This is a genomic window from Arthrobacter terricola (assembly GCF_004354015.1).
GTDB classification, from domain to species: domain Bacteria; phylum Actinomycetota; class Actinomycetes; order Actinomycetales; family Micrococcaceae; genus Arthrobacter; species Arthrobacter terricola.
The window spans coordinates 1-18,384 of record NZ_SMRU01000057.1 but is presented as its reverse complement, the minus strand read 5'-3'; the positions used below and the strand labels follow the sequence as shown (position 1 = coordinate 18,384).

The following is an 18,384-nucleotide window of genomic DNA, read 5'->3' as shown; positions in this document are numbered from 1 at the left end:
ACATGGTTGCCCGTGACCGTGAACGAGGCCCCCTCGGGCTGCGTGATGGAAATCGGCTTCAAATCCGTCCGGGCCTCCCCGACGTACTTGGGCAGGTAATTACCCCGCGCGGCCGGGACCGGGATCGCCTCGTTGTCATCAATCCTCGCCACCTGGCCCGAGGACAGGTCATAGATCACCACCAGGTTCTCGATCGGGTGCGCGTACGGGGAATCATCCGGCTCATCCCGCACGAACACCAGGGCACGCATCAGACGCCGGCCCTGGGCATCCTCACCGAACCAGCCCACACTCCAGGGCTCGAAACAGACCAGGTCCAGGTCCGTCAGGCCGCGCTTGGCCAACGCCTCGATCACCCGCGGGTCCTTCTTGCAATTGACCTCGCACTCATCAAACTCATCCAACATGAACGGCGGCTGCACACCCCGGGCCAGCTGCGTCCACGACGACACCAGGCCACCGTCCAGATCCACCACGGCCTCGAACGCCGCCCCCGTCGCCCGGTCAATCAACACCGCATCAGCCTCACGCACCACCGCGGCACCAGCCCGCAACTCAGCCTTGCCCGGCTCACGGAGTTCGATGCTGCCGAAGCGGAAGGTGTCTGCGGCGGCGGGGCCTTCCTTCAAGATGGCGGCTGCACGGGAGATTTCGGCGCGGGACAAAGGATCCAAAGGATGCGCCGTACCCACGGCAGATTCAACCTCACTGTTGATGGTCATACTTCTCCTCTAATAACCAGATAGCTAGATACAAAAATCAGGACAAACACCCACGCCAAAGGCAGCCGCCATCGCGGCTTCTTCGGAACAAAGGGGTGTCCTGTGTCCAGCCGATCGACTGTGCTGCCGACGGGGCTGACGGACACAAAGGTTGTGGGAAACTCCTGCCAGTTCCACTTACTGGAACTGCTCGTTCGTTAGTGCGAGTGATTCGGCTGGCGGCCAGGCCCTGCGCTGGGCTTTGCCAGCGTGATGCCGGTCACTTGCGTTCCTTTCATGCAGCAAAACTACGTGAGGGAATTCATTTATGCGAGCGTTTTTTAGATATTTACTTGAGAAATTCAGGGCACTAATTTCCCGCCCGGGTTAACATGCCGGAAACAATCGGAGAAGCGTTGCTTCTCCGGCGATTGTTGCTCCGTAGCGAGGGTCCGGCACAGCAAACCGAAGCCGAATCTTCGACGAACGAACTGATCTCCTTCGATCTACCACCCTTTTTCCGCGATCCATGCAGTTCCGGGCGCCTTCCAGGTCGGCGTCGAGGTCCTCGAAGTCCACCCCATCCGATTGGGTAGTAAGAACTGTCAGAAATCAGTGTTACCCCTGCCCGTTTGTTTCGGGAGTATGGATCTCGACCTCAAGTTTCCGTGTGGCCGCTACGGTGCGCGGTCAAGTCGAAGGGATTATTTGTGAATTCGATAGCCGGTGAACCGCGCAGCGCGCAGAGTACCGCAAGTGACATTGTCCGCAATCTGTCCCTCGTGAGGGACGAGATTTCGGCTACGGCCGCGAAGATTGACGAGGAGCAGGTTGCCCGTCTGGCAAGCATGCTCAGCCACCCCGGCCGGGTATTCGTTGCCGGTGCAGGCCGCAGCGGCCTGGTCCTGCGCATGGCGGCCATGAGGCTGATGCACCTGGGCATGAACGTCCACGTCGCAGGCGACACCACCACCCCCGCCATCAGCTCCGGCGATGTGCTCCTGGTGGCCTCCGGATCGGGAACGACCTCCGGCGTCGTCAAGTCCGCCGAGACGGCTGCCAAGGCCGGAGCCCAGATCGCGGCGTTCACCACCAACCCGGACTCGCCGCTGGCCGGCCTGGCCGACGCCGTGGTGATCATCCCCGCCGCCCAGAAGACCGACCACGGCTCCAGCGTTTCGCGCCAGTACGCCGGTTCGCTCTTCGAGCAGGCCCTCTTCATCGCCACCGAAGCGATCTTCCAGTCGCTCTGGGACAACGTCGCCACCCCGGCCGAGGAGCTGTGGCTGCGCCACGCAAACCTCGAGTAAGAACCAACCACGAGTAAGAGCCCTTTCGGGACCCTCATTTTCCACCCAAACCAGCAGTTCCCTTAGAGAAAGATACAAACATCATGAAGCTCCAAGTTGCCATTGACCTCCTGACCACCGAAGCTGCCCTCGAACTGGCCGGCAAGGTTGCCGAGCACGTCGACATCATCGAACTGGGCACCCCGTTGATCAAGGCTGAGGGCCTCTCGGTCATCACCGCGGTCAAGAACGCCCACCCGGACAAGGTCGTCTTCGCTGACCTGAAGACCATGGACGCCGGCGAACTCGAAGCCGACATCGCGTTCAAGGCCGGTGCCGACCTCGTGACCGTTCTGGGTACCGCTGACGACTCCACCATCGCCGGTGCCGTCAAGGCTGCCAAGGCCCACAACAAGGGCGTCGTCGTTGACCTCATCAGCGTCGAAGACAAGGTCACCCGCGCCAAGGAAGTTCACGCCCTCGGTGCGAAGTTCGTTGAGATGCACGCTGGCCTCGACGAGCAGGCCAAGCCCGGCTTCGACCTCACCGGCCTCCTGTCTGCCGGCGAGAAGGCCGGTGTTCCGTTCTCCGTGGCCGGTGGCGTGAAGCTTGCTACCATCACGGACGTCCAGAAGGCCGGAGCCGACGTCGCCGTCGCCGGTGGCGCCATCTACGGTGCAGCTGACCCGGCACAGGCCGCGAAGGAACTCCGCGCCGCCATCGTCTAGTCCTCGGACTGACTGAAAGATTAGTCTCGTCCCGCAGCCTTTGAGGCTGCGGGACGAGACTGCTTTAACGATGAATAAGGCCTTGGCCGCCTCAACGAGGACTGCGGGCTGGCTCAGACAAGGTGGGCGACTACCTTACGGGGTGCTTGGAAGGACAGCAGTCGTAGCCATTCCGGGGCCGATTCGTGCAGCCCGATGCCCGGGAGTGCCGCTGCCGTTTCCTGGATGACGATGGCAGCTTCCAGTTCGGCGAGCTTCGCTCCCAGGCAGCGGTGGATGCCTGAACCGAAGGCCAGGCCGTAGGGTGTGGGTCCCGCCCGTCTAGTGCCACCAGAGACGCTGGGATGGCCGCCGTCCGCGGGCCACAGGAAGCCGTGATTCCCGGTCAGCTCCATGAGGATCTCGTCGCCGGCGGACACAGTCTTTCCTGCCAGTTCAGTCTCACGGGCTGCGACGCGCCTCCATGTCGGGACGGAGGATTCTGTCGCGAGGATGTGCCGCACGATGTCCCCGGCCTTGGCACCGGACGATGCTTCCTCCCAGGCCATGCCGCGGGAGCCCTCGAGGAGCCGGAACAGGGTGGTGCTGATGAGCTGGGTGGTGGTCTCCTGGCCAGCGATGAGCAGGAAGTATCCAAGTGAGCAGATCTCCGGGATGGTCAGCCCGTGGTCCGCGAGGGCCCGGAACAGGTTCGGGGCCCCGTCTTCGGGCGCGGCCGTCACGGCTTCCAAGACGAGCTCGCGAAGCCAGGTGTAGAAGGCAGCCGCGCTGCGGGCGAGTTCCAGCTGCCGCGTGGGATCCGGCCAGCCCCAGAACAACTCGAGTGAGTCCAGGCTCCAGGCCTTGAGTTGTGCCAGGTCCCGGACGGGTAGCCGCAGCATTTCCATCATGATCACGGCCGGAGGGTTGGCGGCGACAGCCTGAACCAGGTCCACTTGTCCTGCGGCGGCCAAGTGAAGCTTCGCAGCCGCAGCCGCTTCACGGGCAAGTTTGTGAATTCGATGTTCCATCGCGGCCACCTTGGCCGGGGTGAAGAAACCCGCGACGACTTTGCGGATGCCTGCATGGGACGCGGTGGGATTGCTGGCCAGAACGGGTGGCAGGGCGAAGCGGGCCTTCTGCAACACACGGAGCGCTTGGCCGCTCAGGGGAGTGACGGCCAGCAACGCGTTGGCCGGACTGAAGTCGTCGGGCCGGTGCAGGATGTCACGGACGGTGTCCGGGTCCCGCACTACCGTGTAAGGGCACGCGGCTGGCGCGCTCATGCCCGAACCTCTTCAAGCCACAGGCAGGCCCGTTCGCGGAACACAGCCGGATCCAGCTGTGCGGCCCCGTCTTGCAAGGCGCCGAGGAAGGGCGCGGGCCATGAAGCAAGGGTTGCCCTGTTGCTTTGTTCCACGAGCCCTGGTGTGTCCGGCCATCCGCCCAGTACGACTCCTGCGACGTGCAGGCCGCGGCGTTCCAGCGCCTCAAGCGTTAATGCTGTGTGGTTCAAGGTGCCCAGCGACGGCCGGGCCACCACGACGAAGCCCGCCTGGTTGCCCAGGACAGCGCCCAGCGCGGCCAGAGTGCCGCCGTCGTGATCCAACTCAACCAGCAAGCCGCCGGCACCTTCGACGAGGACGTGGTCGTGTTCGGAGGCCAGGTCCAGGATGCGTTCGGCGTGGGCCGCCAGGGGCGGCAGTACCACCCGATCGACCGCAGCAGCGGGCACCGGCGCGAGGGGTTCGCCGAGCACAACGCCGGTTTCGGCCGTGAGCGGTCCCACCAGCCGGATCACCTCGGCGACATCCGAATCGCCAAGGCTGTGACCGGTTTGGCAAGGCTTGTAAACCGTTACGGAACGGCCCTGCTGCTGCAGAACGGCGGCGAGCGCCGCCGTCGTGACGGTCTTTCCGACGCCTGTATCGGTGCCGGTGATCAGGATGATGCGCGGAAGGGTCATGGTGTTCTCTCCAGGATGTCGCGCAGCACTGCGCAAGCGTGGTCAAGGTCGGCATCGGTCAGGTCCGCGCGGGCGGTCAGCCTCAGGCGCGAGATGCCGTCGGGGACGGAAGGTGGTCGGAAGCAGCCGATCCGCAGTCCGGCGGCCGCCGCGGCACGACTTGCTGCCACGGCGGTTTCGGGCGAGGACATTCGAAGCGATTGCACGGCGCCGGCGGAAGGGTCCAGGTTCAGGTGCTCGGCCAGGCGGGCGGCATGATGGTGAACGGCTTGGGCGCGCCAGGGTTCTTGCCGGATAATTCCGACGGCGGCGAGCGCGGCTGCCGCCGCCGGCGGGGCCAGGGCGGTATCGAAAATGAAGCTGCGGGCGCGGTTGACCAAGTGCTCACGCAACAGTGCTGATCCGAGCACGGCGCCGCCTTGGCTGCCGAGGGCTTTGGACAGTGTTGCGGTGATGACAACGCCCGGGTGGCCTGCCAGGGCGGTTCCCGCGACTGACCCATACCCCAGTTGTGTTCCGGTTCCGGCCACGCCCACGCTGTGGGCTTCGTCCACCAGCAGAACGGCGTCGTGCTCCTCGGCCAAGACGAGCAGCTCTCCCAACGGGGCGGAATCGCCGCCCACGCTGTAGATCGATTCGACGGCGATCAAGGCCCGCGGTTGCGAGCGCCGGCGCAGTAGCCGGTCCGCCTCGGCAACGTCGTTGTGTGCGAAAGTTTCCACGGCGGAGCGGCTGAGCCGGAAGCCGTCAATCAACGACGCATGGCAGTGTTCGTCCGCCACGATCAACGTGCCTGGACCGCCCAATGCCGTGGTGATCCCAAGGTTGGCCAGGTATCCGGAGGAGAACACCAGCCCGGCTTCGATCCCGATGAGGGCAGCTAGTTCACGCTCGAGTTCGACGTGGAGTTCCGTGGTGCCGGCGACCAGCCGGGAGGACGCGGAGCCGGTGCCCCACTGGTGCGCGGCTGCCGAGGCCGCTTCGGCAAGGCGCGGGTCCTGGGCCAGGCCCAGGTAATCGTTGCTCGCAAGGTCGATTGCCCGTTCGTCCGCTCCGCGGGTCGATGGTGTCCGGACGAGTCCGCGACGCTCACGGACCGCGGCCTGTTGTTCCAGCCACCGCGTCATGGATTGGCTCATACTGCCGCCTTTTGCTGCACCGTGTCAGCGACCGTGCTTGCTGCGGCCACCATCCCGGTGGCAATGGTTTCAACGTCGGAGGCTGAACTGATGTAGGGCGGCATGGCGTAGATGAGGTTCCGGAAGGGGCGCACCCAGACGCCGTGCTCGACGGCGGTGCGCGTGACCGCGGCGACGTCCACGGCGTCGCGCAACTCGATGACGCCTACCGCGCCGATGGTCCGGACGTCAGTCACGGCGTCGAGCTCCAACGCCGGGGCCAGGCCCTTCGCGAGCCCGGCACCCACACGGGAAACGTCCGAGCGCCAATCACCGTCTTGCAGCAATCCCAAGCTGGCCTTGGCCACCGCGCACGCCAACGGGTTGGCCATGAAGGTCGGTCCGTGCAGCAAGGCACCCGCACCGGAGCGCGACACGGCCCGGGCCACGTCGCCCGTGCACAGGACCGCGGCCAGCGTGAGGTAGCCACCGGTCAGGGCCTTGCCGACGCACATGATGTCCGGAACCACTCCCGCGTGGTCTGCCGCGAAGAGCTCGCCCGTGCGCCCGAACCCGGTCGCGATCTCATCGAGAATGAGCAACAAACCGTGGTGGTCGGCGAGTTCCCGCAGGACCCTCACGCACTCAGGCGGGTAGGCGAACATGCCGCCGGCGCCCTGCAAGACGGGCTCCACAATGATTGCCGCAAGCTCGTCCGCATGCGCGGAAGCCAGGTTCCCGATTGCCGCCCGCCACGCCCCGATCGTCTCCGGGGTCGCATCTGCCGCGGCCGGGGGCCGCGGTGCGAAGACGTTCCCGGCAAGCAGGCCAGGGAAAACCGAATGCATTCCGTCTACCGGGTCGCAGACCCCCATGGCCGCGAAGGTGTCCCCGTGGTACCCGCCGCGGACGGTGAGGAACCGCTGCCGTTTCGGACGGCCCGAAGCTGTCTGGAACTGCACCGCCAACTTCAAGGCGACCTCCACGGAGACCGATCCCGAATCCGCCAGGAACACCCGCTCCAGCCGGTCGCCGGGTGCCATGGCTACAAGCTTCTCCGCGAGGTCCACAGCCGGTTGATGCGTCAGGCCACCGAACATCACATGGCTGAACGACGCAAGTTGCCGCTGCACAGCAGCGTCAAGCACCGGGTGCCTGTACCCGTGGATTACCGACCACCAAGAGGACATCGCATCAAGCACCTCGTGCACGCGCCCGCCCTCGTCGCGCAGCCGCAGCGCCACGCCGCCGGCGGCTTCAACTTCCCACAGGGGCAGGGTTCCGGACGCTGGCGCGTACGGGTGCCACAGGCTGGCCCGGTCGCGCTCAATAAGCGAGGTCATGGTTCCATCCGTCCGTGGCGGGAACAGTCCGCGGTCCAGCCCAAGGGTGTGACCTGGACTTTCATCCGGCGCCGGCACCTCGCACAGTACCTGGGCGGCTCCATCGCCAACCGCTCCCGGCAACCGTTGTGAGTGTCCGACGCCGGGTTCCCGCCTTGAGCGGCCGGGTCGCCGGACGCTTCGCCGCCGCAATGGCCGCAGTAAAGGGCTTCGGCGGTCACAGCGATTTCTGCAGTTCCTTGATGGGCATGTTGAGCTCTACCAGCAGATTGAGATCAGCGGTGGCAGGGCGGCCCAAGGTCGTGAGGTAGTTCCCGACGATCACGGCGTTGATCCCGCCGAGCAGCCCTTCGCGGGTGCCAAGGTCACCGAGGGTCAGCTCGCGGCCGCCGGCGTACCTCAGGACGGTGCGGGGCATTGCGAGGCGGAAGGCCGCAATGGCCCGGAGGGCGTCCTTGCCGTCCATGATTCCCTGGCTTTCCAGGGGTGTTCCGGGACGAGGATTGAGGAAGTTCAGCGGGACTTCATGAGGTTCAAGGGCGGCGAGCTGGGCCGCGAGTTCAGCGCGTTGTTCCAGGGATTCGCCCATCCCGATCAAGGCGCCGCAGCAGAGCTCCATCCCGGCAGCTTTGACCATGGCGCAGGTTTCGAGGCGTTCCTCGTAGCTGTGCGTGGTGACCACTTCGGGGAAGTAGCTGCGGGCCGTTTCCAGGTTGTGGTTGTAGCGGTGCACGCCCCATTCGGCCAGTTGGTCCACCTGGCGCTGGGTGAGCATGCCCAGCGAACACGCGATGTTGATGTCCACTTCTGCATTGATGCGGTCGATCGCGAACTTGATCTGGTTCATGAGCTTGATATCGGGGCCGCGGACTGCCGCGACGATGCAGAATTCGGTGGCTCCGGTCGCGGCCGTTTCTTTGGCTGCTTTCACGAGCTCCGGAATGTCCAGCCACACGCCGCGGACAGGGGAGTCGAACAGTCCCGACTGGCTGCAGAAATGGCAATCCTCCGGGCAGCCGCCGGTCTTGATGGAGATGATGCCTTCCACCTCCACGTCTTCGCCGCAGTGCTTTAGCCGGACCTCATGGGCAAGTTGCAGGGCGGCCGGGATCGCGTCGTCCGGGAGTTGGAGGATTTCTACAAGCTGGGGTTCCGTCAGGCCTTCGCCTCGCCCCAGGACCTGCTCCCTCGCAAGGTCAAGGATGGCGTAACCAGTGGCTTCTTGGGTTGCTTCGGTCGTCATGAAGTAGACGGTATCCGCGAGCAGATGGCCCGATTTTGTCGGGTGCTTACAAAACGACGTCGAGGTATTTGGACACTAATTCAGCTGGACGGCGCTTTTTGGCTGCGTCCGCCGCCCCGGTTCTGCGCTCCTGGACCTTTGGCCTTTGGGCGGGAGCCCGGGCTAGTTTTCCTTGGCGTCTTCCAGGACCGCTCTCGCTGCTGCTACGTCGTGAGGGTTCGGCTTCTCCAGTTCTTCGATCTTGCGGCTGTAGAAGTCATGGGCGGCTTGTTTGGTGATTCCCAACGCGTCGCCGATCTGGGCCCATGTGGCTCCGGCTTCCCGTGCAGACTTGATAACGTACCAGCGCCTGGCCGTGAGCAGTTCGACGGCCTTCGCGTTGGCACGCAACGCCTCAAGCGCTGCGATTTCCGATACCTCCGCAAGGAAGTGTGCCGCGGACGCTCGCACCTGATCGCTACCGGAGGCCGAGACCTCTCGCCACGTCTCGCCGCGGTTGAAGTCTTCCCACACTTTTAATACCGCGTGTATATCACCGCTGTTAAGTGCTTGCTCGACCGACGCCGCATCACCGTTCATGGGGTCAAGTTAGCTTGACCCCATGAACGGTGCAAGAGGAGCAGCGGGCATCGGTTGGCGTTCGCTGTGGAACCCACCTCGCCGGCTCGCGCAACAAAAATGTGGGATAGAAGCCGAAGCCCGCCAGCCGAGGGATCGTGCCGTCATGCGTCAGTTACAGACAGGGCTTTCGAACCTGGGCGCAGAAGGTGTCCCGTGGGGGTTGGCGATCCCGATTTCGATGGGGGCGTCCGAGATTTCTGCTACTTGAGCATCAATAGCGGCAGTTGGATGCTTGATGCGCATGCGAAGAAGCGCGATTGCCGAGATAAGGAACCATGCGACATTTGTGGCTACGGACGGCCATGCGCCATGAAGGGTGCCGTTGATAATGAAGGCGCAAGAACCGAAGAGATTCACGGTCTGGAAGCCTATTCCCGTCTTGATCCAGCCCATGGACACTGCCATGAAGGCGCTGAGCATCGCAGCGGCCCCGGCCCAACCGACAATTTCCCACAGCGCTTCCATACGAGTCCTTTCACGGGTTGGGCAGCCCGCCGGTCGATTTGGCCGGCTGTAACTGGATACAGGGGGATATAGGGAATAAAGCCCTGAATTCTGTGTCAGTCGCTTGTGCAATGAATTCCCGGTTCGCTTTAATTATTTCGACGTGCTGACTTTAGTTCAATTGCATTCTTCTGAATCCGGCGTTTAGAATCGCTTAACATGGAGATGGATCCTCGCCGACTGCTTGTTCTTCTTGCGATTGCCCGTACAGGCGGCGTTCTGGCGGCTGCCGACGAGCTGAGAATTACACCCTCGGCGGTATCGCAGCAGCTCAACAAACTTGAGAGCGAGATCGGCCACCCGTTGGTCCTCCGCACACCCAAAGGCTCCGTCTTAACGCAGGCTGGTTTGTCGCTCGCGGAAGCCGGGGAGGAAATAGAACGCGCTCTCAGTGTCGCTCAGGCTCGAATGCAAGGCGAGGCAAAGATCGCAGGAGTGGTCCGACTGGGCGGCTTCACCAGCTTCATGCGAACAGTTGTCATCCCGCGTCTTCCTGAGTGGCGCAGGCAATATCCGCAATTGCAGCTTCAAATCGTCGAAGACGACTTTCCAGCGCTGATGCGGCTACTTCGTCAGCGTGAGCTGGACGCCGTCGTCGTTGAACTGGACTCGACGACGGGGGAGCAGCACCCCGTTTCGGCAGGAATGATCCAAGAACCTCTTCTGGATGAACCGTGGAAACTGGTTGTCCCCGCAGGTTCGCTGCTCATCACCGACAATATTGACCTCAGTCGGCTGCCCTTTCCCTGGTTGGGCGTCGAACAGTCCGCAGCAAACGCTGCCGTGCTGGGGCGCCTCCGCCACTCAACAGGAATCCAGATCCAAACCGTCCATCAGTACCAGGACACGCTCACCGCCCTCGCCCTGGTCGCTGCCGGAGAGGGCATCGCTATCGTACCCACGTTGGCTTTGACGGGCATGGTCCAGGATCAGGTAGACATCCTGGACGTTCCCGGTTTAGGGACCAGGCACATCGCCCTACGACGGTTCGACCGGCGAAGGCCAACCAATCTTCCAGTGGATACGGTGGCTCGCCTTCTACGGGAGTCCGCTGCCGCGTTCGACACCCGGGCTGGTTCCTAGCCATCACAACGCTGGCTGTTGGAACGGAAGAATGTGCGACTACTTGCGCAGGTATTGGCAGAGGCCTGCCGGGGTTGGCCAGTCCGCAAGGCCGCCCGCGCCACGGACGCTCAGGCTTTCAGTGTCCCGTCGAGCAGGGCCCTCAGCTCTTGAAAGTGCCGTTCGGTGGCTTCCGGGTGGAAGGCTGAGGTGTCCGCCATGGTGTAGCCGTGCGGCGCCCCGGCGTAGATTTCGTTGGACGCCTCAAGACCCGCGGACCGCAGTGCCGAGCCGAGCCGGTCGACCGCGTCCGGGCCCATACTCCGGTCATTGTCCGCATGGCCGAACACGAAGCGGGCCCGAGCGTTTTCCAGTCCCAGGTGCGGGCTGTCTGGCTCATCCGTAGCCAGGCCTCCGCCGTGGAAGCCGCCGCATGCTGCCACCACCTCCGGGTGCGAGGTTGCCGTTCGGACCGCAAGCCTGGCGCCCATGCAGTAACCAGTGGTCCCGATGGGGCCCGGCGCCACATCGTCGAGGCCAGCCAGCGCGGAAACCCACGCATCAATGTCCGGCAGTGCCTTGTCCGGGGTCAGGCGGCGAACCCGGGGAAAGGCCGCCTTGCCGGCAGTCTCCCTGCCTTCCTGGGTGGACATGTCCATGGCCGGGGCGAGCTCAGCTATGGATCCATCGCGGTAGAAAACGTTAGGCGCGAGCACGACGTAACCCCAGTCCGCGATGCGCTGGGCCATTTCCTGGATGCGGGGGCGCAGGCCGAAGGCGTCCATGTAGAGGATGACGCCGGGAACCGGTCGGCCGGTTGTGTTGGACGGGCGGGCCACGAGGGCCTCAGCTGTGCCTTCTGCGGCAGGAATCTCGATGGGCATGGGCTCACAATATCGGAAGGTTCGGGCGACGCGCGGTGTGCCAGCTTTGAAGGCTCGCGAATGCCTGAATTCCGGCACCCAGAGGCGGGCTTGCCCATTGGACTTTGCGACGACGACCCTTTCCGGAGGCCGCGAACCGGGTCTACGCTTGGCTGATGTTGACCATCGGAACCATCGTCCTCGGCGTCAACGACATTGCCGCCGCCACCGACTTCTGGCACGCCGCCCTGGGCTACGTGCCGCGGGAACCCGGTGACGATACGTGGGTAACCCTCACGCCGCCGTCGGGACCTGGCGCTCTGCTGTCGCTGATGCGGAGCGAAACGCCGGTCCAGCACCATCCCCGGATCCACTTGGACCTCTATGCGGCGGACCAGGCCGTAGAGGTGGAGCGCCTCGTCTCGCTCGGCGCCCGGCGTGTGGACTGGGACCTGTACCCGGATGATCCCGACTTCGTCGTCCTCGAGGATCCGGACGGCAACCGCTTCTGTGTCATCGACAAAGGCGCATAGCCCCCGCTAAATGGGGCGGCGCGGTTTCGCGAAGCCCCCCAAGGCTTTCGCTGAGCCCAATCAGGCGTAGCCGCGGCGGAGGAGCATTCCTGCTGCTTTGTCGAAGTCATCCGGTGTGGGGATGTCGAAGTCCAGTGTGTTGGCATAGCGGGTGACGATCGCGAAGAGACTTGCGACAGCAGCGGCGTCCTCGAGGTCGTTCCTGGTGAGACCGGCCTCCAGCGCCGCTTGTGCGTCGTCCTTGGTGAGGTCATCGGGGGTGCGGGTCATCTTCTCGATGAATACCAGCGCGGCTTTGAGCTTGTCCGGGATGGGGGCGGTGCGGTAGTCCGCCAGGGCGGCGTCGACGACGTCTTTGTCCATGCCGCGGACAGCGACGGCGCCGTGGGCGCCGATGCAGAACGGACAACTGTTCCAGGTTGCGACCATTGCTGCCATGAGCTCACGCTCGGATACCGACCATCCGCTGGGCCCGCGCATTGTCCTCTGTGTCCACGCGCCGATGGACGGACCTGCGAAGTCCCTCCGGTAGAACGCGACCCGGGCTGCATCCGGCAGCCGCATTCCCGACATCCTTGAGATAGTGGCGATCAGCATCCTGTGGCGGAGGGTGTCTCCCCGCTCTACCTCAGGTAGCCGCATCCTCGGCCTCCCTGATCGCTTTCCCCGCGGCGTCCCACCGACGCAGCCCCGCACCGATCGCCGCGGTAAGGATGACTTCGAAGGTGTCCTTCTCGGACCCGGTCTCCTCAAGTACAGCGTCGACCTGTGCGTCCGTCACGCGAAACGAGTCCTCACCCACCTGCTTGGCGAGTGCATCGTACGGTTCAGGCGCCGCGTTGCCGCCGCCAGCACGAGCAAGGATGGCACGACGCAGCCCGGGCTCCAGGGTGCCGGTATCCGCAACCCTGGAGCGAAGAGCAGCAGCAAGTTGCACGTGCGAGCCCGGCGCATCTGTGGACATGCCCCGACTTTACGCCCGAGCCAACGTGCCTCGGAAGACCGTGCATGAGTCCCGTCTATCCAGCTACCGGGCGGGTCAGCTGGCCCGGCGGGCACGCAGGACCCGGTCGTCGGCGTGATGGGCTGCGCTTGCCGAACCTGCCGGGCGGGAGCGCTTGTCGTTGATCTCAATGGTCCAGCCTGGCGTGGCCTTGAGCACGGCGACGAAGTCGTCGATGCGGAGGTAGGCATCGGGGTCGAACGGTCGATGCTGGTGCTTCGGGTCGCGCATCGCTTCGATGTCGTGGCTGAGGATGAGGAGCGTGCCGTCGAGGGCGACCGCGTCGAGGAGGTTGTGGACTCCGCGCAGGTCGGGCGTGCGGGGGATCGAGGCGTATGCCGCGGAAACGAGGTCGAATCTGGCTCGGGCGAACGGCTCCCGGGCGTTGGCGTCGGCCAGCTCGCACATGATTGGCAAGTCACGACGGCCAGCTTCGGCCTGGATCCTGTCGAGCGCGCGCGAGGAGATGTCGCTCGCTGTCACCTCCCACCCCTGCTCGGCCAGCCAGATCGCGTCGCCGCCTTCACCGGCGCCGACGTCCAGCGCGCGGCCGGTATCCAGCCCGGCCACTTCCGCGACCAGCGATCCGTTCGGGTTGCCGCTCCAGACAGGGTCGCCGGAGTAGCGGTGGTCCCAGTCGGCTACCGAACCGGACGGGCGAGCCGCGACTTGTGTGTCCTCGCCGGCGAGGCTCATCGCGACAACGGCACCGACGCGGCTACCATGTGCGGCGGCCGGGAGGACCTGTTGGCCCGGGTCGGTGATGCTGCCGGCCGCGAAGATTCCGTCGACGGCGGTGGCACCCATCGCATCGACCTCGATCACTTCGCCCATGCCCGTGGCGTGTGGCGTCGAGTACAGCCCGAGCCCGGCGAACGGCTCGACGCGGGCGTGGAACCGCGGCCCGACGAGGATGGCATCGGCGTCGACCGGCGTGCCATCGTCCAGCTCCACCCCGGTCAGCCGGCCGTCGGCGTCGGTGAGGACACGCTTCGCTGTGGTGGCGACGCGCACGTCAACGCCTCCCGCGGTGAGGGTGTCAACGTCCGATTCGTTGATCTCGACCCCGTCGGCGATCAGCACGGTCAGGCGGTCGCTAAGCTGACGCAGCAACGGGACGACGTGCAGCCCCACCGCATGGGTGACTAGCTGAACCAGCCGCTGGTCGCGTACCTCATACCCGTGGCAGAACGGGCAGTGGATCACCGTCTGGCCCCAATGTGCAGCCAGCCCCTCGACGTCGGGCAACTCGTCGACCAGGCCGGTCGCGACGACGATCCGGCGGGCCACGATGCTGTCTCCGGTGGCCAGCTCGACAACGAAGCGCCCGCCGTCGCGCCTCACCCGCAGGGCTCGGCCGGACAGCACCTCGCCCCCATAGCTTCGTACCTCCGCCCGCCCTGCAGCCAGCAGTTCGCCCGGGTCAGTGCCATCACGTCCGAGAAAGCTGTGCATGTGCACAGCCGCCGCGTTGCGCGGCTCACCGGAGTCGATCACGATCACGGATCGGCGTTGACGGCCGAGCTGAAGGGCGGCGGCGAGACCAGCGGCCGATCCGCCGACGACGGCGACGTCGCAGTGACGGACAAGGGCGGGTGCGGCGGAGGAAGGTGAGTCGGAGTGGCGGTGCTGATGGTTCATGGTTTCGATCGTAGGACCGCCTCGCGCAAAGTGCTAGGCTTCTTGCAGTATTCGCAAGGAGAACCATGACCGCACTAGCCGACATAGAGCACATCGTCCGGACCCGTTTGCGCAGCCTGCGTACCACTCTCGGCCTGTCCCTCGACGACCTCGCCGCGCGTACCAATCTGAGCCCGTCGACGATCAGTCGCGTGGAAACCGGGAAGCGCACGATCAGCCTGGACGTGCTGTTGCCGCTCGCCAACGGCCTCCAAGTCGGCCTGGACGTGCTGCTCGACGTGAGCGGCGATGACGACGTTGTCATCCGGCCCACACCGAGCCGGGTCGAAGGCCGCACCACCTGGGCGCTTAGCCGGCCCGACAGCAGCACCGTCGCGGTGAAGACGCGGGTCGAGCCGACTGCGTCCCGGCCGCAGCAGCGCGTCCACCCCGGCCACGACTGGCTCTTCGTCCTCAGCGGCCGCCTCCTACTCCTGCTCGGTGACCGCGAGATCACTGTCGAGGCCGGCGAGGCCGCCGAGTTCGCTACCATGACCCCGCACGCGTTCGCCGCGGTTGACGGCTCCGTCGAACTGTTGATGATCTTCGACCGCGACGGCCAGCGCGCCCATGTGCACCGCGGCAACGAGTGACGTCACCGGTCAGACGGAGAACGGAGCCCGGTACGGGTCAATGCGACGAGGAAGCCCAGGCGAACTGTTTCTGTTTCGCGCTGCGGGTGTGACGAGTATGAGGTTCCCGCGATCGCTCAGGTCGTCCGCGGTGCGGGACATACAGGAGGCAGCGCAACGACCACGCGGCGCCCGGGAGGGGCGCCGCGTGGTCGTTGTATTCGGTGTTGTGCCTCGCGATTAGAAGGGGCCTTGCTGGACGAGGTTGGCGGGGGTGCGTCCATCGGCGAGTGCCGCGAGCTGGCTGGCCAGGAGCCTGCGGATACGGGGTTCGAAGGCGGAGGCGTTCCCGCCCACGTGGGGAGTGATGAGCGCATTGGGGGAGTCCCACAAGGGGTGGTCGCGGGGCAGGGGCTCGGGGTCGATGACGTCGAGTGCGCAGTGCAGACGCCCCGAGAGTACCTCCGCGGTCAGGGCGTCAGTGTCCACGACCGGCCCCCGGCCCACATTCACGACCAAGGCCCCGTCGGGCAGGGCAGCCAGGAAGGTGGCGTCGATCAGGTGGTAAGTGGCGTCGCTGAGCGGAGTGACGGTCACGACGATGTCGTGGTTCGGCGCGAGGGCATGCAGTTCTCCTATATCGTGCACCCTGCCATGGGCGTCCGTGCGCGGGGTGCTGCCTACCCGGGTGAGCTCGACCTCGAAGGGTTCGAGTCGGCGGGCAATCTCGGCGCCAATACCGCCGATGCCGATGAGGAGGACCCGCCTGTCGGCCAGGGAGGGGCGGCGAACGGGGCGCCAGTCGCGTTCCTGCTGGGCACGGACGGCGTCGTCGATCCCGCGGAGCTTGGCCAGGATCAGCCCGACGGCGAGCTCGGCAGTTGCGGCGGCGTGGACCCCCGAGGCGTTCGCGACGCCGGTACCTGATCCGGCGGCTTCCCTGATGCCGTCGAAGCCTGTGGACTGTGCCTGGACGAACTTCAGGTTCGGGATCTTGGTCAGCTCGGACAGGACCTCCCCGGCGTTGAGGTAGGGGAGGATGACGGCGTCGACGGCGTCAAGCCCGCCGTCGACCGGGGCGGATCGCATGTCCCAGACGATGCCCTGCAGTCCGGGCGGCAGGGGTGAGAGCCCGGAGAGGGTTTCTGTGTCGGGGAAGGAGACGGTATGGACGATCTGCATGTGGGCACCATTCGTAGGTAGTGAAGTCGACAAAAATTCTTTGGCTTCCGCGGCGAGGCTCCCGGAGGCCGCACCGGACCCCCGGAGGCGCTTCAGCGCCGGTCGAAGGTGAGGCCGCCGGGAACCTGGAACGTGGGCATCAGTTCGAGCATGCCGACGTTGACGTGGCGCGGGGTTTCGATCGCGTAGTCGAGGGCGTTGACGATGTCATCGGTGGTCAGCGATTCGTAGCCTTCGTAGTAGGTCTTCCATGCCTCTTCCATGGCCTCGGGCGAACCGCCCATGTTCCGGCCGAAGATTTCGGTCTCGACGCGGCCGGGGCAGATCTCGGTGACGCGGATGCGCTTTCCGACGGTGTCGTTGCGCAACTGCCGGGAAATCTGGTGCACGGCGGCCTTCGTGGCGTGGTAGGCCGTGTGCCCGTAGAAGTTGTACAGGCCGGCGATGGAGCTGATGTTCACGACGTGCCCGAGGTCACGCTCCACCATGCCGGGCAGGACCAGGCGCGTCAGTTGGAGCAGGCCGCGGAGGTTGACGTCGATGAGTTCGTCAATGTCCGCCGCGGAAGAGTCCAGGATGTTCCCCGGCCTGGAGACGCCGGCGCAGTTGACCAGGACATCCACCTTCAGCTCGCTCACGACGGCGGTCAGCGCGGCGGTGTCGGTCAGGTCGACGACGTGCGGGATGGCACCGGTACGTTCGGCCAGTTCGGTGAGACGGTCCTCGTTGCGGGCCAGGGCATGGACGGTCAGGCCCCTCTTGGCGAGGCGCTCGGCGATCGCGGCACCCATACCCGTCGACGCTCCGGTGACGAGGGCGGTGTTGTAATCAGCGAAGGTCATTGCTTCTCCCGGGGACGGATGTGGCTGTGCGCTCACGGCACGGGCCAGTTGTTTGGCTGTTGTGCGCCGGTCGCGCTTGTGTTGTGTTGGGCGTGACCGGCGCACAGCGGGCGGAACGGGGTTTTGTTATTTTTCTGTCGCGGGGTTGGTAGCGAGGTGGTGTGTGGCCCTGCGCGGGTAGGTGGCCGCGGCAGCGCCCTTGAGGTCGGCGCCGGCGAGGGCTGTCGAGAGAACGGGGCCGATGACACCCGAGATGGCGAAGCCGATCTGGGTGCCGAGGGCGAGCCCGGAAACGCGCAAGCGGCCGGGGAACATCTCAGCGAAGAACGAGGGCCAGGACGCGTTGACCATCGAGTAGAAGAAGGCGTAGTTGATGATGCCGAACAGGAAGATCAACGCCCAGTTGCCGGTGGTGATCGACCAGAGGTAGGGCACCATGGTGATGCCTACGCCGATGGTTCCGCTGAGGAACATGGTCTTGCGCCCGATTTTGTCGACCAGGAATCCTGCCACGGGGGTGATTCCGAGGGCGATCACGGCCGAGACGGTCGTTGTCAGGAGCATGGTGGGTTTGTCGAGTTTGTACCCGGCGGTTCCGAAGGCGACCGAGAAGGTCTGCATCATGTAGCTCGTGCCGGCGATGAGTGCGCAGAAGACGATCCGCAGCACGGCGCGCCAGTGGAAGCGCAGGAGGTGGCTGAGCGGGGCGACGTTTGTCTTGGTGGCCTGGGCCTGGATGAACTCAGGCGGCTCCTGGATGTTGCGGCGGATGAGGTAGGCGGCGACGACCACGAGAGCGGAGAACCAGAACGGGAGCCGCCAGCCCCAGCTCAGCAGTTGTGCCGAGGGCATGGCGGAGATCGGGATGAAGACCAGCAGGGTGAGCAGTGTGCCGGAGGCGGAGCCCAACGTGGTGAAGCTTGAGACGAACCCGCGGCGGCGCTCGGAAGCGTGCTCCAGGCTCATGGTGATCGCGCTGGGTTGCTCGCCGGAGAGGCACAGTCCTTGGATGACGCGGATCGCCACGAGCAGGATCGGTGCGAGAGAGCCGATCTGGGCGTAGGTGGGCAGGCAGCCGATCAGGAAGGTGCAGCCGCCGATGCCGAACAAGGTGAGCATCATGACGAATTTGCGGCCGTAGCGGTCGCCCATGGG

20 protein-coding genes and 1 pseudogene are annotated in these 18,384 nt (G+C 65.2%); 5 read left to right on the top strand and 16 right to left on the bottom strand.

Features of this window, described 5'->3' with window-relative positions:
- Positions 1–722: pseudogene (locus E1809_RS25425) on the bottom strand (primary-amine oxidase); the annotation flags it as partial.
- A gap of 689 nt (positions 723–1,411) precedes the next feature.
- On the opposite strand from E1809_RS25425, the gene hxlB reads away from it, so the two are divergent.
- Entirely contained in the window at positions 1,412–2,011 is a 600-nt protein-coding gene (gene hxlB, locus E1809_RS25420; protein WP_205754333.1) for a 6-phospho-3-hexuloisomerase, read from the top strand.
- A gap of 83 nt (positions 2,012–2,094) precedes the next feature.
- Positions 2,095–2,718, top strand: a complete 624-nt coding sequence (gene hxlA / locus E1809_RS25415) for a 3-hexulose-6-phosphate synthase (RefSeq protein WP_133207005.1) — start codon at positions 2,095–2,097, stop codon at positions 2,716–2,718.
- 113 nt (positions 2,719–2,831) lie between these two features.
- Here the strand turns inward: hxlA and E1809_RS25410 are convergent, their stop codons facing one another.
- The 8 genes from E1809_RS25410 to E1809_RS27620 all read right to left on the bottom strand — a co-directional run bounded on the left by E1809_RS25410 (position 2,832) and on the right by E1809_RS27620 (position 9,453).
- Positions 2,832–3,983 (bottom strand): cytochrome P450 family protein, encoded by a 1,152-nt coding sequence (locus E1809_RS25410; RefSeq protein WP_133207004.1) that lies wholly within the window; start codon positions 3,981–3,983, stop codon positions 2,832–2,834.
- Complete coding sequence (bioD, locus tag E1809_RS25405; protein ID WP_133207003.1) at positions 3,980–4,663, bottom strand: dethiobiotin synthase; 684 nt, start codon at positions 4,661–4,663, stop codon at positions 3,980–3,982. The genes E1809_RS25410 and bioD overlap by 4 nt, the downstream gene beginning before the upstream one ends.
- A complete protein-coding gene (locus tag E1809_RS25400) occupies positions 4,660–5,790 on the bottom strand; it encodes an 8-amino-7-oxononanoate synthase (RefSeq protein WP_133207007.1) in 1,131 nt (376 codons plus the stop codon). The genes bioD and E1809_RS25400 overlap by 4 nt, the downstream gene beginning before the upstream one ends.
- Before the next feature lie 8 nt (positions 5,791–5,798).
- A complete protein-coding gene (locus E1809_RS25395; RefSeq protein WP_133207002.1) occupies positions 5,799–7,124 on the bottom strand; it encodes an adenosylmethionine--8-amino-7-oxononanoate transaminase in 1,326 nt (441 codons plus the stop codon).
- Entirely contained in the window at positions 7,121–7,228 is a 108-nt protein-coding gene (gene bsaP / locus E1809_RS28120; protein WP_456236608.1) for a biotin synthase auxiliary protein BsaP, read from the bottom strand. Before bsaP ends, E1809_RS25395 begins: the two co-directional genes overlap by 4 nt.
- 113 nt (positions 7,229–7,341) lie before the next feature.
- Positions 7,342–8,367, bottom strand: a complete 1,026-nt coding sequence (gene bioB / locus E1809_RS25385; protein WP_133207000.1) for a biotin synthase BioB — start codon at positions 8,365–8,367, stop codon at positions 7,342–7,344.
- Between the two features lie 162 nt (positions 8,368–8,529).
- Complete coding sequence (locus E1809_RS27215; RefSeq protein ID WP_205754332.1) at positions 8,530–8,946, bottom strand: hypothetical protein; 417 nt, start codon at positions 8,944–8,946, stop codon at positions 8,530–8,532.
- 150 nt (positions 8,947–9,096) lie between these two features.
- Positions 9,097–9,453 carry a CBU_0592 family membrane protein gene (locus E1809_RS27620; protein ID WP_235835779.1) on the bottom strand — a complete coding sequence of 119 codons (357 nt, stop codon included), beginning with the start codon at positions 9,451–9,453 and terminating at the stop codon, positions 9,097–9,099.
- A gap of 198 nt (positions 9,454–9,651) precedes the next feature.
- Between E1809_RS27620 and E1809_RS25370 the strand changes: the two genes are divergently transcribed.
- The gene (locus E1809_RS25370) at positions 9,652–10,575 is read left to right on the top strand and encodes a LysR family transcriptional regulator (protein ID WP_133206999.1); all 924 of its coding nucleotides are present in this window, start codon (positions 9,652–9,654) and stop codon (positions 10,573–10,575) included.
- A 110-nt stretch (positions 10,576–10,685) separates the two neighbouring features.
- Here E1809_RS25370 and E1809_RS25365 read toward each other — a convergent pair whose 3' ends face one another.
- Positions 10,686–11,438, bottom strand: a complete 753-nt coding sequence (locus E1809_RS25365; RefSeq protein ID WP_133206998.1) for a dienelactone hydrolase family protein — start codon at positions 11,436–11,438, stop codon at positions 10,686–10,688.
- Positions 11,439–11,593: 155 nt separating this feature from the next.
- On the opposite strand from E1809_RS25365, the gene E1809_RS25360 reads away from it, so the two are divergent.
- The gene (locus E1809_RS25360) at positions 11,594–11,950 is read left to right on the top strand and encodes a VOC family protein (protein WP_133206997.1); all 357 of its coding nucleotides are present in this window, start codon (positions 11,594–11,596) and stop codon (positions 11,948–11,950) included.
- A gap of 60 nt (positions 11,951–12,010) precedes the next feature.
- Here the strand turns inward: E1809_RS25360 and E1809_RS25355 are convergent, their stop codons facing one another.
- From E1809_RS25355 to E1809_RS25345, 3 genes are all read right to left on the bottom strand, one after another.
- Positions 12,011–12,514, bottom strand: coding sequence for a carboxymuconolactone decarboxylase family protein (locus E1809_RS25355; RefSeq protein ID WP_205754331.1), 504 nt, complete (start codon positions 12,512–12,514; stop codon positions 12,011–12,013).
- A gap of 64 nt (positions 12,515–12,578) precedes the next feature.
- The gene (locus tag E1809_RS25350) at positions 12,579–12,914 is read right to left on the bottom strand and encodes a hypothetical protein (protein ID WP_133206996.1); all 336 of its coding nucleotides are present in this window, start codon (positions 12,912–12,914) and stop codon (positions 12,579–12,581) included.
- Between the two features lie 75 nt (positions 12,915–12,989).
- Positions 12,990–14,594: a bifunctional NAD(P)/FAD-dependent oxidoreductase/class I SAM-dependent methyltransferase gene (locus tag E1809_RS25345; RefSeq protein WP_133206995.1), complete on the bottom strand. Its 1,605-nt coding sequence runs from the start codon at positions 14,592–14,594 to the stop codon at positions 12,990–12,992.
- Positions 14,595–14,659: 65 nt separating this feature from the next.
- Between E1809_RS25345 and E1809_RS25340 the strand changes: the two genes are divergently transcribed.
- The gene (locus E1809_RS25340) at positions 14,660–15,226 is read left to right on the top strand and encodes a helix-turn-helix domain-containing protein (protein ID WP_133206994.1); all 567 of its coding nucleotides are present in this window, start codon (positions 14,660–14,662) and stop codon (positions 15,224–15,226) included.
- 219 nt (positions 15,227–15,445) lie between these two features.
- Here E1809_RS25340 and E1809_RS25335 read toward each other — a convergent pair whose 3' ends face one another.
- The 3 genes from E1809_RS25335 to E1809_RS25325 form a co-directional block, all read right to left on the bottom strand.
- Positions 15,446–16,387 carry a 2-hydroxyacid dehydrogenase gene (locus E1809_RS25335; RefSeq protein ID WP_133206993.1) on the bottom strand — a complete coding sequence of 314 codons (942 nt, stop codon included), beginning with the start codon at positions 16,385–16,387 and terminating at the stop codon, positions 15,446–15,448.
- A gap of 92 nt (positions 16,388–16,479) precedes the next feature.
- A complete protein-coding gene (locus tag E1809_RS25330) occupies positions 16,480–17,229 on the bottom strand; it encodes an SDR family oxidoreductase (protein ID WP_133206992.1) in 750 nt (249 codons plus the stop codon).
- 126 nt (positions 17,230–17,355) lie between these two features.
- Positions 17,356–18,384: MFS transporter (locus tag E1809_RS25325; RefSeq protein ID WP_133206991.1), on the bottom strand; the 1,029-nt coding region annotated here is incomplete at its 5' end.

What these genes read in the sequence shown, in the direction of transcription:
- hxlA (WP_133207005.1), top strand. Translation starts at nt 2,095, where the DNA reads ATGAAGCTCCAAGTTGCCATTGACCTCCTGACCACCGAAGCTGCCCTC.
- E1809_RS25410 (WP_133207004.1), bottom strand. Translation starts at nt 3,983, where the DNA reads ATGAGCGCGCCAGCCGCGTGCCCTTACACGGTAGTGCGGGACCCGGAC.
- bioD (WP_133207003.1), bottom strand. Translation starts at nt 4,663, where the DNA reads ATGACCCTTCCGCGCATCATCCTGATCACCGGCACCGATACAGGCGTC.
- E1809_RS25400 (WP_133207007.1), bottom strand. Translation starts at nt 5,790, where the DNA reads ATGACGCGGTGGCTGGAACAACAGGCCGCGGTCCGTGAGCGTCGCGGA.
- E1809_RS25395 (WP_133207002.1), bottom strand. Translation starts at nt 7,124, where the DNA reads ATGACCTCGCTTATTGAGCGCGACCGGGCCAGCCTGTGGCACCCGTAC.
- bsaP (WP_456236608.1), bottom strand. Translation starts at nt 7,228, where the DNA reads ATGGAGCCGCCCAGGTACTGTGCGAGGTGCCGGCGCCGGATGAAAGTC.
- bioB (WP_133207000.1), bottom strand. Translation starts at nt 8,367, where the DNA reads ATGACGACCGAAGCAACCCAAGAAGCCACTGGTTACGCCATCCTTGAC.
- E1809_RS27215 (WP_205754332.1), bottom strand. Translation starts at nt 8,946, where the DNA reads ATGAACGGTGATGCGGCGTCGGTCGAGCAAGCACTTAACAGCGGTGAT.
- E1809_RS27620 (WP_235835779.1), bottom strand. Translation starts at nt 9,453, where the DNA reads ATGGAAGCGCTGTGGGAAATTGTCGGTTGGGCCGGGGCCGCTGCGATG.
- E1809_RS25370 (WP_133206999.1), top strand. Translation starts at nt 9,652, where the DNA reads ATGGAGATGGATCCTCGCCGACTGCTTGTTCTTCTTGCGATTGCCCGT.
- E1809_RS25365 (WP_133206998.1), bottom strand. Translation starts at nt 11,438, where the DNA reads ATGCCCATCGAGATTCCTGCCGCAGAAGGCACAGCTGAGGCCCTCGTG.
- E1809_RS25360 (WP_133206997.1), top strand. Translation starts at nt 11,594, where the DNA reads ATGTTGACCATCGGAACCATCGTCCTCGGCGTCAACGACATTGCCGCC.
- E1809_RS25355 (WP_205754331.1), bottom strand. Translation starts at nt 12,514, where the DNA reads ATGCGGCTGCCGGATGCAGCCCGGGTCGCGTTCTACCGGAGGGACTTC.
- E1809_RS25350 (WP_133206996.1), bottom strand. Translation starts at nt 12,914, where the DNA reads ATGTCCACAGATGCGCCGGGCTCGCACGTGCAACTTGCTGCTGCTCTT.
- E1809_RS25345 (WP_133206995.1), bottom strand. Translation starts at nt 14,594, where the DNA reads ATGAACCATCAGCACCGCCACTCCGACTCACCTTCCTCCGCCGCACCC.
- E1809_RS25340 (WP_133206994.1), top strand. Translation starts at nt 14,660, where the DNA reads ATGACCGCACTAGCCGACATAGAGCACATCGTCCGGACCCGTTTGCGC.
- E1809_RS25335 (WP_133206993.1), bottom strand. Translation starts at nt 16,387, where the DNA reads ATGCAGATCGTCCATACCGTCTCCTTCCCCGACACAGAAACCCTCTCC.
- E1809_RS25330 (WP_133206992.1), bottom strand. Translation starts at nt 17,229, where the DNA reads ATGACCTTCGCTGATTACAACACCGCCCTCGTCACCGGAGCGTCGACG.